At 52.8% G+C, this 13704-nt stretch carries 12 protein-coding genes; 4 read left to right on the top strand and 8 right to left on the bottom strand.

What is annotated here, in order from left to right; genetic code table 11:
• Positions 1-67: 67 nt before the first annotated feature.
• The gene (locus BN2762_RS15770; RefSeq protein WP_230202524.1) at positions 68-898 is read right to left on the bottom strand and encodes a sensor histidine kinase; all 831 of its coding nucleotides are present in this window, start codon (positions 896-898) and stop codon (positions 68-70) included.
• 217 nt (positions 899-1115) lie between these two features.
• On the opposite strand from BN2762_RS15770, the gene BN2762_RS15765 reads away from it, so the two are divergent.
• Genes BN2762_RS15765 through BN2762_RS15750 form a run of 4 tightly spaced genes read left to right on the top strand, consistent with a single transcriptional unit; the run spans position 1116 to position 5261 of the window.
• Entirely contained in the window at positions 1116-2720 is a 1605-nt protein-coding gene (locus BN2762_RS15765) for a spore germination protein (RefSeq protein ID WP_055107877.1), read from the top strand.
• 3 nt (positions 2721-2723) lie between these two features.
• On the top strand, positions 2724-3923 hold the full coding sequence (locus BN2762_RS15760) for a Ger(x)C family spore germination protein (RefSeq protein ID WP_055107876.1): 1200 nt from the start codon (positions 2724-2726) through the stop codon (positions 3921-3923).
• Positions 3920-4132 (top strand): hypothetical protein, encoded by a 213-nt coding sequence (locus tag BN2762_RS15755; protein ID WP_055107875.1) that lies wholly within the window; start codon positions 3920-3922, stop codon positions 4130-4132. Before BN2762_RS15760 ends, BN2762_RS15755 begins: the two co-directional genes overlap by 4 nt.
• Before the next feature lie 31 nt (positions 4133-4163).
• Positions 4164-5261, top strand: a complete 1098-nt coding sequence (locus tag BN2762_RS15750; protein WP_055107874.1) for a GerAB/ArcD/ProY family transporter — start codon at positions 4164-4166, stop codon at positions 5259-5261.
• A gap of 228 nt (positions 5262-5489) precedes the next feature.
• On the opposite strand, the gene BN2762_RS15745 is transcribed toward BN2762_RS15750, so the two are convergent.
• The 7 genes from BN2762_RS15745 to BN2762_RS15715 all read right to left on the bottom strand — a co-directional run bounded on the left by BN2762_RS15745 (position 5490) and on the right by BN2762_RS15715 (position 13658).
• Positions 5490-6332, bottom strand: coding sequence for a prohibitin family protein (locus BN2762_RS15745; protein ID WP_055107873.1), 843 nt, complete (start codon positions 6330-6332; stop codon positions 5490-5492).
• Between the two features lie 109 nt (positions 6333-6441).
• A complete protein-coding gene (locus tag BN2762_RS15740) occupies positions 6442-7248 on the bottom strand; it encodes an ABC transporter ATP-binding protein (RefSeq protein WP_055107872.1) in 807 nt (268 codons plus the stop codon).
• Between the two features lie 260 nt (positions 7249-7508).
• Entirely contained in the window at positions 7509-8009 is a 501-nt protein-coding gene (locus BN2762_RS15735; protein WP_055107871.1) for a NanQ anomerase/TabA/YiaL family protein, read from the bottom strand.
• A gap of 68 nt (positions 8010-8077) precedes the next feature.
• Positions 8078-9757, bottom strand: coding sequence for a ribulokinase (locus BN2762_RS15730; RefSeq protein WP_055107870.1), 1680 nt, complete (start codon positions 9755-9757; stop codon positions 8078-8080).
• Positions 9758-9797: 40 nt separating this feature from the next.
• Positions 9798-11591 (bottom strand): L-fucose isomerase, encoded by a 1794-nt coding sequence (locus BN2762_RS15725; RefSeq protein WP_055107869.1) that lies wholly within the window; start codon positions 11589-11591, stop codon positions 9798-9800.
• 13 nt (positions 11592-11604) lie between these two features.
• Positions 11605-12540, bottom strand: coding sequence for a dihydrodipicolinate synthase family protein (locus tag BN2762_RS15720; RefSeq protein ID WP_055107868.1), 936 nt, complete (start codon positions 12538-12540; stop codon positions 11605-11607).
• A gap of 104 nt (positions 12541-12644) precedes the next feature.
• Positions 12645-13658 carry a sialidase family protein gene (locus BN2762_RS15715; RefSeq protein WP_055107867.1) on the bottom strand — a complete coding sequence of 338 codons (1014 nt, stop codon included), beginning with the start codon at positions 13656-13658 and terminating at the stop codon, positions 12645-12647.
• Positions 13659-13704: the final 46 nt, after the last annotated feature.

Here is a 13704-nt window from a genome sequence, read left to right as displayed (position 1 = left end):
CAAAAAATCCACTACTAACCAATGATAGTGATAATCGTTCTCATTATATGTCCTGTGACAATTATCGTCAAGGCATTGTCGACTTTTGAATCGTGACCAGCGTCTGGCCGCCGCTCCGCTCGATCTCGAAGCCCCATCCCATCATGGCCGCCCGGTCCTGCATCATCTTGATGCCATAGTGATGACTGCCCACTTCGTGCAAGTCGAAGCCCACCCCGTCATCCGTAACCGAGCATCTCCACCCCTCAGCCGTAACCCGGCCCGTAATTCGCACCTCATTTGCCCTGGCATGCTTGCGGATGTTGAAGAGCGATTCGCGGATCAAGGCCAGCAGCTCGATCTTATCCCGCACCGAGAGCCGATCCTCCGGGATAGCCCAGCTGAGATGAATATTCAAATCGGATTCTGCCTCAAGCTCCCGGACGAGGCTGCCGATCCCTTGCAGCCAGGAGACGGCGTCCTGCGCTGCCGGGTGCCGCAGATTGGCGATAGCCTGCCGCACATAAGTATTCGTGCGATGAATATTGTGCTTCAATTTTTCAAATGTAACCTTGTCGGTGACCTGCGCCTTCTCGACCTTATTCACCTGGGCATTCAGGAGGAACAGGGACTGGGCGATGCCGTCATGAATCTCCCGGGCGATCCTCTCGCGTTCTTCCAAAGCTGCTTTGAGCGCCTTGGCTTCATTCAGCTCTGCCTGGATATGCTCCATCCACTTGAAGAGCTGAGTAAGCAAGAGGATGGACACCAGAAATACGATGACCGGAGACAGCCAATTGCCCAGCTCCATCGAAATATAGGATAGCAAATATTCATGCCGTACAAACTCCCAGGCTCCGATTGTGATCGTAGGAATGATAAGAATCAACCATTTGATTTGGTGATAGGACAATCTCATATACTGCCTCCATAATAGTTTCAAAATAACGTAACGTACCGCAGTCAGCTATTCTTACTTTAAAGGAATTTAGACTTGTGAACAATGCACGAATTTGATAAAACTGCAGGCATCTATAATAACATCCTGCAAAGGACTTTTCTGGAATAAAAAATCAAGGTTAAGCAAATGTTTATATTACATCCAAGTATGGAAAGAAGGAAGGAGTGGAGCAACAGTGTCAAAGTGGACCAGGCTGCTGCGGAGGCAGCGCAATCATGCAGCCCGAATTAAGCGCCCTAAGCAGGTGCATAGGCTGGCAAGTCCGGCTTTGCCTGGTGACGGCTCTCCTTCCGACGCCCAGAGACGCCTCGATTCCCGCGTATCCTGGGTGAAGCAGCAGCTCGCCAATTGTTCCGATGTCATCTACCGCCAATTGACGATCAGTACGGGCCGGAACTGCACTCTGATTTATTTAAAAGGGATGACTGACCAGACTACGATCCAGGATGGCATTATCCGCAGCCTCCTGCAATATAACGAAGCTCAGGACGGCGATCTCGTTTCTTTTCTGTTCGATGATCAGGCGATATCCGTATCCGAGATCGAAATCGTAACGGACACAAGTGAGCTCATATCTGCTGTTCTCGGCTCAGGAGTCGCGCTAATCATCGATGGCGAGCCCAGGATCATGACCTTCCCTTCCGCCTCTTCCTTCTCTACACGGTCCATTGAGGAGGCCCCGAACGAATCGGTGATTCGCGGGCCGAGGGAAGCTTTCATCGAGAGCCTGGACACCAATCTGACTATGCTGCGGAGAAGATTAAAGAGCAAGAATCTCAAGCTGGAAGAGTTTTCAATGGGAACCGAGACGCATACAAGATTCGTCATGGCCTATGTCGAAGGTATTTGCAGACCGGAGCTGGTAGAGGAAATCAAGCATCGGCTGTCTTATCTGGATATCGACGGCCTCATAGGGTCTTCTGTCCTGGAGGAATCGATTGAGGATTCGCCGTTCTCTCCTTTTCCGCAAGTCGAATATACAGAACGGCCGGACATTGTTGGCAGCTCACTGCTGGAGGGGCGCGTAGCATTGATCGTGGACGGGACGCCTTCCTCGATTATTGTTCCGGTGACCCTGCCTATGCTCATGCAGACCGCAGAAGACTACTATCAGCGCTATATCGCGGCTACCTGGATTCGCTGGATACGCTATCTGTTTCTTTTTGTCTCCTTGCTCTTGCCGTCTCTATACATTGCAATTACCACTTTTCATCCTGAAATGATCCCGTACAAGCTGTTAATGACGATCGCTGCTGCCAGAGAAATCGTGCCTTTCCCCGCCGCTGTCGAAGCCTTTATTATGGAGCTTTCCTTCGAGGCCCTGCGGGAAGCATCGATTCGCATTCCGAAATCGATCGGCCAGGCCGTATCGATCATCGGTGCGCTCATCATCGGCACGGCGGCGGTACAAGCAGGGATCGTCTCCGCTGCTATGGTCATTATCGTCTCGCTGACCGGTATCGCATCATTCATTATTCCGCACTTTGATCTCGGCCTGTCGATCCGGCTGCTGCGATTTCCGATTATGGCTCTGGCATCCATTTTAGGCCTGTTCGGCATTACCTGCGGGTTGATTATAATCTATATTCACCTGATTAATCTCAATTCGTTCGGAATCCCTTACCTGTCTCCATTCACCCCGATGGTCAAGGCAGATTTAAATGATACGGTAATTCGCGCCCCATGGTGGGCGATGAAGATGCGGCCGTTAACCTTAAATCGGAACGATAGACGGCAAGGCAAAGACCCGCGCGGATGGAAGAACCGGAAGGAGGAGTAAGCGTTGAACAAGCTGGGAAACCGACTGCTTCTTGCCACACTCTCAGCTATCATTTTTCTGACTGCAAGCGGCTGCTGGTCCCCTGTTGAACTCAATGACCGGGCCTTCGTCAATTTGATGATGGTCGACTTGACGGATGATGGCCAGTTCGAGCTGACTCTCGGCTTTCCGCTGCCCAACCGGATGATCCCGGGACAAGCCGGGGGTTCGGGCGAGACGAGCAAGGATCCGTTCGCTTTCGTCTCGAAAACAGGCAAAAAACTGCCTCAGGCCTTGCAGGATCTTCAAAGCGACCTGTCAAGGCGCATTACCTTCGGGCAAACTCGGGTCATCATCATCGGCAGTAAACTGGCGATGCAGGGAATCGATCCCGTGCTCGAGTTCATCAGCAGGCATATCGCCTTTCACATCAGCGCAAATATTTTCATAACTCCGGGAAGCGTGATGGAACTGGTAAAGACCCCGACCACTTTCGAGCGTTTCGTTTCCGTCATTCTGCGGGCTTATATTAATCAGAAGCTGACGATAGACACAACGCTGCGGGACGTTCTCCGCACAAGATACGGCTCTGGGGATATCCTTGTCCCCATACTGAGTTTCGGCAAGCAGCCCGGCGCCATCGCCAAGAAGGAGCGGGCCGAGGTTTGGATGGGCGTCGATGGAGCGGCCATTTTGAAGAAGAACAAGATGATCCGTCCCATCCTGAACAAAGATGAGATGAGAGCTGCCCTAATGATCGATTCTGATATCAAAGAGATGGCAGTCAGCATTGAGTCGCCGATCGATGGCAAGGATATCACCTTTAACGTGGAGCATGTTCGCACAAAGATCCAGGCAAGCAACAAAAAGAATGTTCCCGGCATTCGCCTGCTCACGAGAGGAACCGCCTCGGTATTAACCTCAGACTCCAAGCTTGATCTTCAAAACGATGCACATCTGATTATGGCGCAAAAAGCGCTGAATGAGGAGCTAAGCCGCCGAATCATGCAGATGATCAACACAACGCGCGCGGCCGAGGCCGACGTGTTTCAGTTCAAGAAATATTTAAACTGGAAATACCCTGACGCATGGCAGAGAATTCAACCGAATTGGAATGAATACTATGCGGAGGAACTCGTCATTGAACCCGTAACCCATTTAAGACTAAGAGGCACCGGAGAAGCTTACCGGTCGATCAGAACGGAATGGGGGGAAAGCACTTGACCAGCATCGCCCTCGTATTTCTCCTTATTACGCTGTATGAATGGGCGGATTGGCGCAAGCGTTACCGTAATACAGCCAAGCTGTGGAGGCTAATTGTGGTGAATATAATTTTGCTCCTATTGCTGGAAATGCACTTCCTCGTTAAAGATAGCTGGAATATTGAAGTCGCCCTGCATGGACTGTATCGCTTGTTGGATCGGTGGCTGTAGGGCACTTGCATTCATGACGGGAGGACCAGATATGCAGAAGATAACTCACCTGCAAATATTCACGATGTACAATATATATATCTTCACGGTCATCATCGCTTTCATGATGGGCCGGTATATCCAGAGCAGCGAATTCACCGCGCCCGTCAGCATATCCGCGGGAGGCCTATTGAGCATCCTCTTGCTGTATCCCGCCTACAAAGTCACCATCTCTCGTCCAAATGAGACGATCATCCAGTACGGCGGCGATATCATAGGTAAAGCCCCGCATGCGGTTGTTGTCGTATTCATTGCGATCATGAATCTTCTGCTCGCCGCAATCAATCTTCGGGAGCTGGAGGATTTCCTCATTCAAGTATACTTGCCCGGAACACCCTCCTGGGTCATAGCAATCTTGTTCGGAGCTTGCGTTGCATACGGCACCCGTTCTGGGGTCGCTACCATTTTCCGAGCTTCCTTAGGCTTTTTTTTCATAAGTGCGCTAGCCATTATCGGTACCCCTTTTATGGTGTCGCAGGTCATGCACATCGAAGTGCTGCCTGCGTTAGTTAACCGCTTGAACTTGAAGCAGATGGGTGCAGGCATCTATGACAGCGTCATTATTTTCGGGGAATTTGCCTTTCTGTTCCTGATCATGCCATATATTAAATCGCCTAAGAAAAGCTATCGCACGTTAGCCATCACGATCATCTCCTCGCTCATCATTATACTGTCTCATCTGGTGCCGATCCTGATGATCATGGGCCCGGAGCTGGCAGCCAATCTGACGTATCCCGACCTGGATCTCGTTCGTTCCCTGCGGACAGGGTCATTCATTGAAACGCTGGATCCCATTCTGATCATTCTTTGGCTGACGAGCCTGTTTATTAAAGTCTCCTTCATGGTATTCATCGCCATCTATTGCATAAGCCTGCTGCTAAAGTTGCCGAATCACAAGCCGCTGGCCCTGTCATTTACAGCATTCGCCTGCATACTGTCCATCCTCCTGGTTCGCTCGCAGATCGAAATGAATTATTTGCTCACCAGCGGCCTGCCGCCGCTGCTCATTTTCACCGAATACGTCATTCCAGTAATCTACTGGATGGTTAACGGCATTAAGTCGCGCAGGAGCAAAATGAAGAACGCCTAAACGCATTAATGAGCCCATCTGTATTTCCTGCTCTGGAGGGAGAATTCATGGGCTGAACCAGACTAGACTGTTTATTCTAATACTTCAATCCGCATAGCCGAATGGCACCTTAGCGCCACGCCAAACAAAAAAACCGTCAAGCCGTGAACCTCCCTATTGTCAGAAACCATCTAACAATGGATACAGTTCAACCGCAGCTTGACGGTTTCGCTAATGTTCCAGCACAGCTTATTGCTGCTGATTCACAAAGGATTGAACATCGATGAACGGGGTAGCTCCGCCGGTTACCGAAGGAAGACGTCCGTCCCATTTCTCCAGCGCTTTCTCCTGAACTTCGATTTGCTTCAGCTGTACGAGCTCCGGCGTAACCTCCTGCTTCTTCAGCTTCAGAGCCTCGGCCTCAGCCTGCGCCTGGGCGATCTTCTGCTTCGCTTCGATTTCGATCCGCTTCAAATCGTTCTCTGCCTTCAGCGCCTGCTGCTGGGCAACCTGCTTCGCTTCAATCGAGTGGTCAAATGCCTCGGAGAATTTAAAATTCACGATGTTGATTTCATTGACGATCAAATCATATTTCGCCATTCTAGCGGTCAAATGCTCGCTGATTTCACCGGCTACGATGTCGCGCTTGGCGATCAAATCCTCAGCAGGATACCGCGCGGTAACCTCTTTGACGACCTCCTGCACAGCCGGATTAATGATAACCGAATCATAAGCCCCGCCGACGTTGTTCATCAAATTGTAAGCAGACTCTTTATTCACGGAATAGTTGACAACGACATGCGTGGAGACGGGCTGTAAATCCTTGGAGGATGCCGTCGTATCCGTTTCGGTCTTCGTTACCTGTGTATTGACCTGAATGACCGTCTGAATGAAAGGTATCTTCAAATGAATGCCAGGCGCCAGAATATTGTCATTCAGCTTCCCAAACGTTTTATACAATCCCACATGGCCATACTGGACCTGTGTTACGCTGTTCACGCCGACAATGCCCAGAATCACGATCGCTACTACAGCGATCAATCCCCTGTATCCCGGATTTTTCCTTGGTTTGTTATTCGGTACTGCTTCCATTATGATCCCCTCCACATTATGTATATGCCTGCCGAGTAACCTGGCACGGCTCTACTTGATAATACGCATCACTATGGAAAAGGTAACAAATTCAAGGAAAAATTCGTATTTATTTCTTGGAAAGCCAGGCCCGCTCATTTCTCCAGCTGACATCTACCGGCAGTTCGAAAAACTCCGAAAGGATGTCCCCATGGAACATCTCCTTCGTACTTCCTTGCATGAACACCTCGCCGCGGCGAAGCAGCAGCGTCTTTGCAAAGGCGGGAATGATTTCCTCCGTGTGGTGGGTGACATAGATCATATGCGGAGCAGCCGGCTGCAGCGCCAGCTCCTGAATGCTGTCCAGCAGCCCTTCCTTCGAGATGAAATCGAGGCCGTTCGCAGCCTCATCCAGGATAAGCAGCTTCGGATCAGCCATGAGCGCCCTTGCAATAAGCAGCTTCTGCTGCTCGCCTTGGGAGCAGGTCTGATACGAACGATCCAGCAAATGGCCGCATCTCAATTGCCGCATCAGCATTTCCGCCCGGTCAAAATCCTCGCTGGAGGGCTTCTCATAAAGTCCGATCGAAGCAAACTTTCCACTCACGACCAAATCCTGCACCTTCTCGGAGCCATGGATCCTTTGCTGCAGAGAGGAGCTGACCCAGCCGATCGATTTGCGCATCTCCCTGACGTCCACTTCCCCATATTTATGGCCCAGCACGGAAATCGTTCCCGTGGTCGGCCAAATGTATCCGTTGATCATATTCAGCAATGTCGTCTTGCCAGAGCCGTTCAGCCCGAACAGAGCCCAATTCTCGCCGGGAGCCACCTGCCAGTCTATTCCATCCAAGACGACCTTCCCGTCCCGCCGCCATGTTACATTTCGCATTTCGATCACTTGGTCTGTACCGCCGGACCGGTTTGATTCACTCATCTTAAGCGCCTCCCTAGCTTCAATGATTTTCGCTTGACCTTAACATTGTCTTATAATATTTACAAAGCTAACTCGCTGAAATAAACTTGTCAAGCTGGGAGTCTGCAAGAAATCTCTCCATTCGAAATTGCTGAAGCGGCGCAAAGCGCATTGCGGCTAGTCAGCAACGGGCAAAGAGCGTTAAAATAAACGAACGACTGCCATACGGAGCCAAGGCTTCGCAAGCAATCGTTCATTTTAATGGCCTTGCACGAGAAGAATTACAGCCCGACGAGTCTTCGGTGAATTTTTATGACGATCTTGCGGATTCTGCTCTCGCTATGCACATGACCGCATGGGCGATGCAAATCCGTTGGGAAGAATACGGCGAATAACCCTGGCGCCATAATCAACTCGCTGCCTTCGCCATGTCCTGCTCCCATTAGACTGCTGTTGTCCTCATAAAATTGGATATCGTCCTCGCGCAGGCGGTTTAAGCTGATTTTCAGACGGTCGTCATATCTTCTCCAGCCGATCCGTTCCTCACCGCTCACCAAATACTGTATATCGATATAGCTGTGATGGGATTCGAACTGCTGGCCGCTAATCGGCTGCGTAGCGTATTCCTGGACAAGGGCATACATCCCTCCGCTTTCCAGCTCATATTTACCGGGTGGAGCATCCTCCAGCTGACGCAGCCTGATATAGTCCAACCCTCTTCGCACAGCGGAAGGGTATAGATGCTTCTCTTGCTCCAGGTTTCTGATGTCACCCAGTATCATGGATTTACCTACCTTCTTCTGATGGATTACGGTTCAATCTCTGGATTGCTGCCGCATTGTCTTGAAGCTTAAAAGCTCTTAACGGCCTTTTTTTGCAGCTGCTTTAATCGGGGCATGACTTCATTGCCGCCTCGCCCGAAATAGTCGTGCAAAAGGCGATACTCCTTGTATAGGGCATCGTACATCGCTTGATGCGCTGAATTCGGCGAGTAGCTTTCCTCCTGGAGATGAGCCATACGTTTTGCCGCTTCCTCGATCGAGTCATAGCCTCCTCGCGCGGAGCCGGCGGCTACGGCGCCAAACATCGCTGCGCCTAATGCCGGAGTCTGCGCCGAGGCGGCGACCTTAATTTCCCGGCCGGTGATATCCGCATACAGCTGCATCAGCAGCTTGTTCTTCTGCGGCAATCCGCCGCAGGCGTATAGCTCCTTCACCTCTACCCCGGCAGCTTCGAACACCTCGATAATATGGCGAGTGCCAAATGCAGCAGCCTCCAGCAAAGCCCGGTAAATTTCCTCAGGTCTTGTTTGCAGTGTGAGTCCGACAATCATGCCGCTAAGCTCGGAATTCACCAGATTGGAGCGATTCCCGTTCCACCAATCGAGCGCAATCAATCCGCTCTCGCCGGGCAGCAGCTCGGATGCTCTGGCTTCCAGCCATGCATGAACCGACATGCCCGCCTGCACGGCCTGCCGTTCTGCATAAGCGGGGACTCCCTGCTTCACATACCAGCCGAACATATCCCCTACGGCTGGCTGCCCGGCTTCATAGGCATACAGCCCGGGAATAATCCCGTCCTCCACGATGCCGCATATGCCCTCTACTTGAATTTCCCGATCGCTCAGCAGCAAGTGGCATAACGAAGTCCCCATCGACAGCACCATATCTCCGGGCGAGGTCGCTCCAACACCCGGAACCGCCGCATGGGCATCAATAATGCCTGGAGCCACGGCGATGCCCGGGCACAGGCCCATCATACCTGCCGCCTCTTCCGTGAGCGTACCTGCCGACTCGCTCAGCAGCACGATATCTCCCCGCAGCTTCGTCTCGGCAAACGCAGCAAAGCTCGAGTCCAGATGGCGGTAGAAATCCGCGGACGGATAGCCCTCTCTCCGGTGCCAAAGCGATTTATAGCCCGCACAGCCGCTATTGCGCTTCATGACTCCTGTCATGACAAAGACGATCCAGTCTGCCGCCTCTACGAAGCGATCCGCTGCGTCATAAATATCCGGGCGTTCCCGAAGCACCTGCAGAGCCTTCGCCGTCATCCATTCCGAGGACACCTTGCCGCCGTACCTTCCGAGGAAGCTCTCCGCCCGCGCAGCCGCAAGCTCGTTGATCAGATCAGCCTCGTGCTGGGCGGCGTGATGCTTCCACAGCTTCACATAAGCATGCGGCTCACGGCGGAATTCCTCGGCATAGCATAACGGCTGTCCATTCTGATCGACGGGAAGTATCGTGCTGGAAGTAAAATCGACGCCGATGCCGATAATCCGTTCCGGCTGAACCCCGGAAAGCTTCAGAACCTCAGGAACGGATCGCCGCAGCACCTCCACATAATCCTCAGGATGCTGCAGCGCCCACTCCGCACCAAGCTTGATCCCGGTTTCCGCAAGCTCCGAATCCATAACACCGTGCGGATAAGGCGTCACATGCCATGCTATCTCACGCCCGTCACTTACGTCTACAAGCACAACCCGCCCCGACTCGGTACCATAGTCAATCCCGAGCACATAGCGTTCATTCATATCCATGCATCTCCCCCGCTTCCCAAGCTCCTACTGCCAATTATTTATACAGCGGCCCAAAAGCAGCGCACGCCCGGTAGTCCGCTCCGGTCGGATCGTCGGCGCCGAAGGCCGACCATACGCTTGGCCGGAAAACATCCGCCTCAGGCACGTTGTGCATATTTACCGGAATCCGCAGCATCGAGGCAAGCGTGATCCACTGGGCACCGATATGCCCATAGCTGACCGCGCAGTGATTGGAGCCCCAGTGATTCATGACGGAATACACATCCTTAAACGCCCCCGTCCCTGTTAATCTCGGTACGAACCACGTTGTCGGCCATGTAGGATCAGAGCGGCGATCCAGCACGTCATGCACATCCTCCGGCAATTCCACGGAATACCCCTCTGCGATTTGCAGCACTGGCCCGATGCCATGGATCAGATTGATCCGGGCCATCGTCAGCGGCATGCCGCCGCGTGTCGTATAATCCGTTGAAAAGCCGCCGGACGGGAAGAAATCCTTCGCAGAACACCAGGACACGGCATCAAGGCACTTCTGAACTTCCTCCTCGCTGATTTCCCAGAAAGGCTTCATCGCCGGCTGACCGTTCACGGACTGCTGGCCCGTACCATCAAGCGAAGCCGGCCCGGAGTTAATGAGATGGATCACTCCGCCTGCTGCAAGCCCCTCCAGATTCTTGCCAGTCACCCGCTCGACGGCCTCCGGGCTCCAATATGTGCGGACATCGGCAAAAATTTGCGCAGCGTTCGTCAATTGATGCCCCAGCAGCATCGTGACCGCATTCAGGTTGTCATTCTCCGTAGCCAGCATGAACGGCTCGCGAATGCCGTTCCAATCGAAGGAGCTGCTCAGGATTGCCTCCATGAAATCGCCGGTCGGCAGGTGATCTGTCCAGGCTCTTTGGCCCTGGAAGCCGGCGGCAATCGCATTGCGTCCCTCGGCTTCCTCGCCGTAGCCCATCTCCGCGAGCTTCGGATTGCCGACCATCAGATCGCGGGCGATCAGCGCCATTTTGACCACTGTCTCCCAATCCTCTGCCTTCTGTTCGGCCGATCTTTGTCGCTCCGGCGGGTTAATATCTTCCCCTTCCCTGCAATTCTCCTTCGTCCAAGCTAGCGCACGCTCATATTCCTTCTGGTCGTAGATACCCCGCTCCATCCGCCGGATAAACTCGGTCATATCGACGTACTCATTGCGCATGCCGAGATAGTTGTGGAAGAAGCCTTCATCCACGATACAGCCGGCAATCCCCATGGATACGGTCCCCATGGACAAGTAGGATTTCCCGCGGATCGTCGCCACAGCCAGCCCCGCCTTGGCGAAGTTCAGCAGCTTGGCCTGTACATCCTCCGGGATCGTATCATCGCCGATATCCTGCACATCCCGTCCATAGATACTGAACGTAGGCAAGCCCTTCTGATTGTGAGCGGCCAGCGCAGCAGCCAGATATACCGCCCCGGGACGCTCCGTTCCGTTAAAGCCCCAAATCGCCTTGGGCATCCAAGGATCCGTATCGATCGTCTCTAACGGGTAGCACCAGGACGGGGTTACCGTAATCGTCAGTCCAACGCCTTCCCGGCGGAATTTCTCGGCCGTACGGGCGGCCTCGCGCACCCCGCCGATCGTCGTATCCGCTACTACACATTCCACAGGCAATCCATTGGCATGGCGAAGGTTTTCCGAGAGAAAACGGGCGCAAGCCCGCGCCAAATTCATCGTTGGCTCCTCCAGGGATTCGCGAATTCCGCCGCGGCGGCCGTCAATCACCGGACGGATGCCAATTTTAGGCATGTCGCCCTCGAATCGATTCACAATGATCGGTGTACTCATGAATAATGCCTCCTTATAAAGTGAATTGCTCGGACAACTGCTTGGACAATTGATGCAGCTGACGAATTTCCAGCCGGTTCGTTGCCGTGAAGTCGTGATGGTTCTTCACCCGGCAATAGTAATTATCAAAGACGCCTTCCAGCATTAAGTAATACTTGGCGTTTACCGGATATAATTGCTTCTCGATCAGGGAGGTCATGCTGAGATAATTAATGAGCTTTTCCGCTCTTTTCGGCTCGTTCTCCCAATTTCTATAAAGCCACACATAGAGGTCAGGATGGAAGTTCGCCATCACGCCGCTATATCCCGCAATGCCGAGCCGAAGCGTCTCCAGCAGCGTCGCTGAGTTGGCATTATATATTTTCAAAGCGCTGTCTTGTACGGCTTCGAGCTTCTGCCGAATATTGTCCGTATCACAGCTCGTATCTTTCAAAAAGTGGAATCTCTCCGTGCTCGCGCACCATTGGAGCAATTCTGGGGAAATGATTCTTTTATAGGGGTGCGGGCACTCGTAGAAGCTTAACGGGATATCCTCCGGCAATTGGCCGAGCAGCTTCTCGAGATTGTCCTTCCATACATCATCCGACTCGTGTTCTTGGGCCAGCCGGTTCGTGATGAGCACAAGCGCATCGATCCCCGTTGCGGCTATAGCCTTAAGTTCCTCCACCTGGTCTTCATAGCTGTCAGAAATATGGCCAGATGCAATGACAGGGACTCGCCCGGCAGCTTTTTCCTTAATAAAAGAGGCCAGCTTGACTCTCTCTTCCAGGCTTAAGTGAAACATTTCACTCGATTGGCAAACTGCGAACAGACCGTCGACGCCCTGCCGGATATACCACTCGATCGCCCGCTCCTGGGCAATAAAATCGATTTCTCCGTTCTCTTTGAACGGTGTGACCATCGTCGGCCATACCCCGTTCGGAATTTGTGATTTCGATTGATTCAACATCTATGTTCCCTCCACGATTGTATTCAGTTGCAGCAATCCCTACCCTTACTGTCGCCCGGACACCGGCTAAATTTCAAAAATCGGATTGTATTCCCTCATGAATGCTAGCTTCTTCTTAGCTTCCTATAAGCGATATTGACTCTGTTCCATGTATAAGTCAGGTAAATATGATCTCCATCCGCAATAATCGCCGGATACGAGAATTCGCCCTCGCCCTCTTCCAGCACGGCCTCCTCGGACCAGGTCAGCCCGTTATCGGAGGACGCCATTAATACAAGCGGCGTGCGCGGTCCCCAATTGATCCCGACCGGATTGCAGCAGAGCACAAGGGTTCCGTCATCCATACGGACTACGTCCATGCCGCTGTTATTGTTCGGCACAGTCGTCGGATAAGCTTCGCTCCAGTGGAGACCGCCATCCTGTGAATCACTGCGATAAATGAAGCCTTCGGAGCTTCTCATCAGCATATGAACCTGGCCTGGCCGGGACTCCCATACAGACGGCTGAATAACCCCGCGCCCGTAAAAAGACTGCTCCGATACCGGAATGTCGCTGCGGACTGCATGAATATCCTTCCGGTCGATCCCGGGGATGCCAATATCCTCGCTGCGCTTCCAGGTCAAGCCCTGATCGTCCGAGCGGTCCGCGAACGACGTCCAGATTCCATCCTCGACTGAAGCGGGAGCAATCCAGGCGCCGTCCGACAGAACGGCCACCTTGTTGCGAACCGGTCCTCTGCCGCCCCGATCTCCAGCAACCAGCTCGCTCGCCTCCGACCAGGTTCTTCCCCCGTCCTTGGAGGTTTTGCAGAGCGTCCGCCATTCCTTGATCAGTCGTCCGATTTTATAGAACAGCAGCAGCTCGCCTCCCGGAAGATTCATCAGCACCGGATTCCAGCAGGGCTCTCCCTCCCCGGCGGCTATTTGCACGGGCTGCGACCATTTCCCCCCGGTCCTGCGAGAGCACCAGATTGCACTGTCATCCGCGCCCTCCCTGCTGCCTGCAAACCAAACGGCCAAGATGTCTCCGTCAGGCAAAACAGCTAAATGTGAAGCATGACAGCTGGCAAAGGGTTTGTCCTCCCCCATAATCCATTCATTGGTTATCTCCTCGAACATACCGGATCTCCCTCCTGAGATGTCACTTGCAGTTTATGACCAAATC

Origin of the sequence: Paenibacillus ihumii (assembly GCF_001403875.1) — a bacterium.
GTDB lineage: Bacteria > Bacillota > Bacilli > Paenibacillales > Paenibacillaceae > Fontibacillus > Fontibacillus ihumii.
Note: the sequence above shows the minus strand (reverse complement) of the source record. Positions and strands in the feature narration are given on the sequence as shown.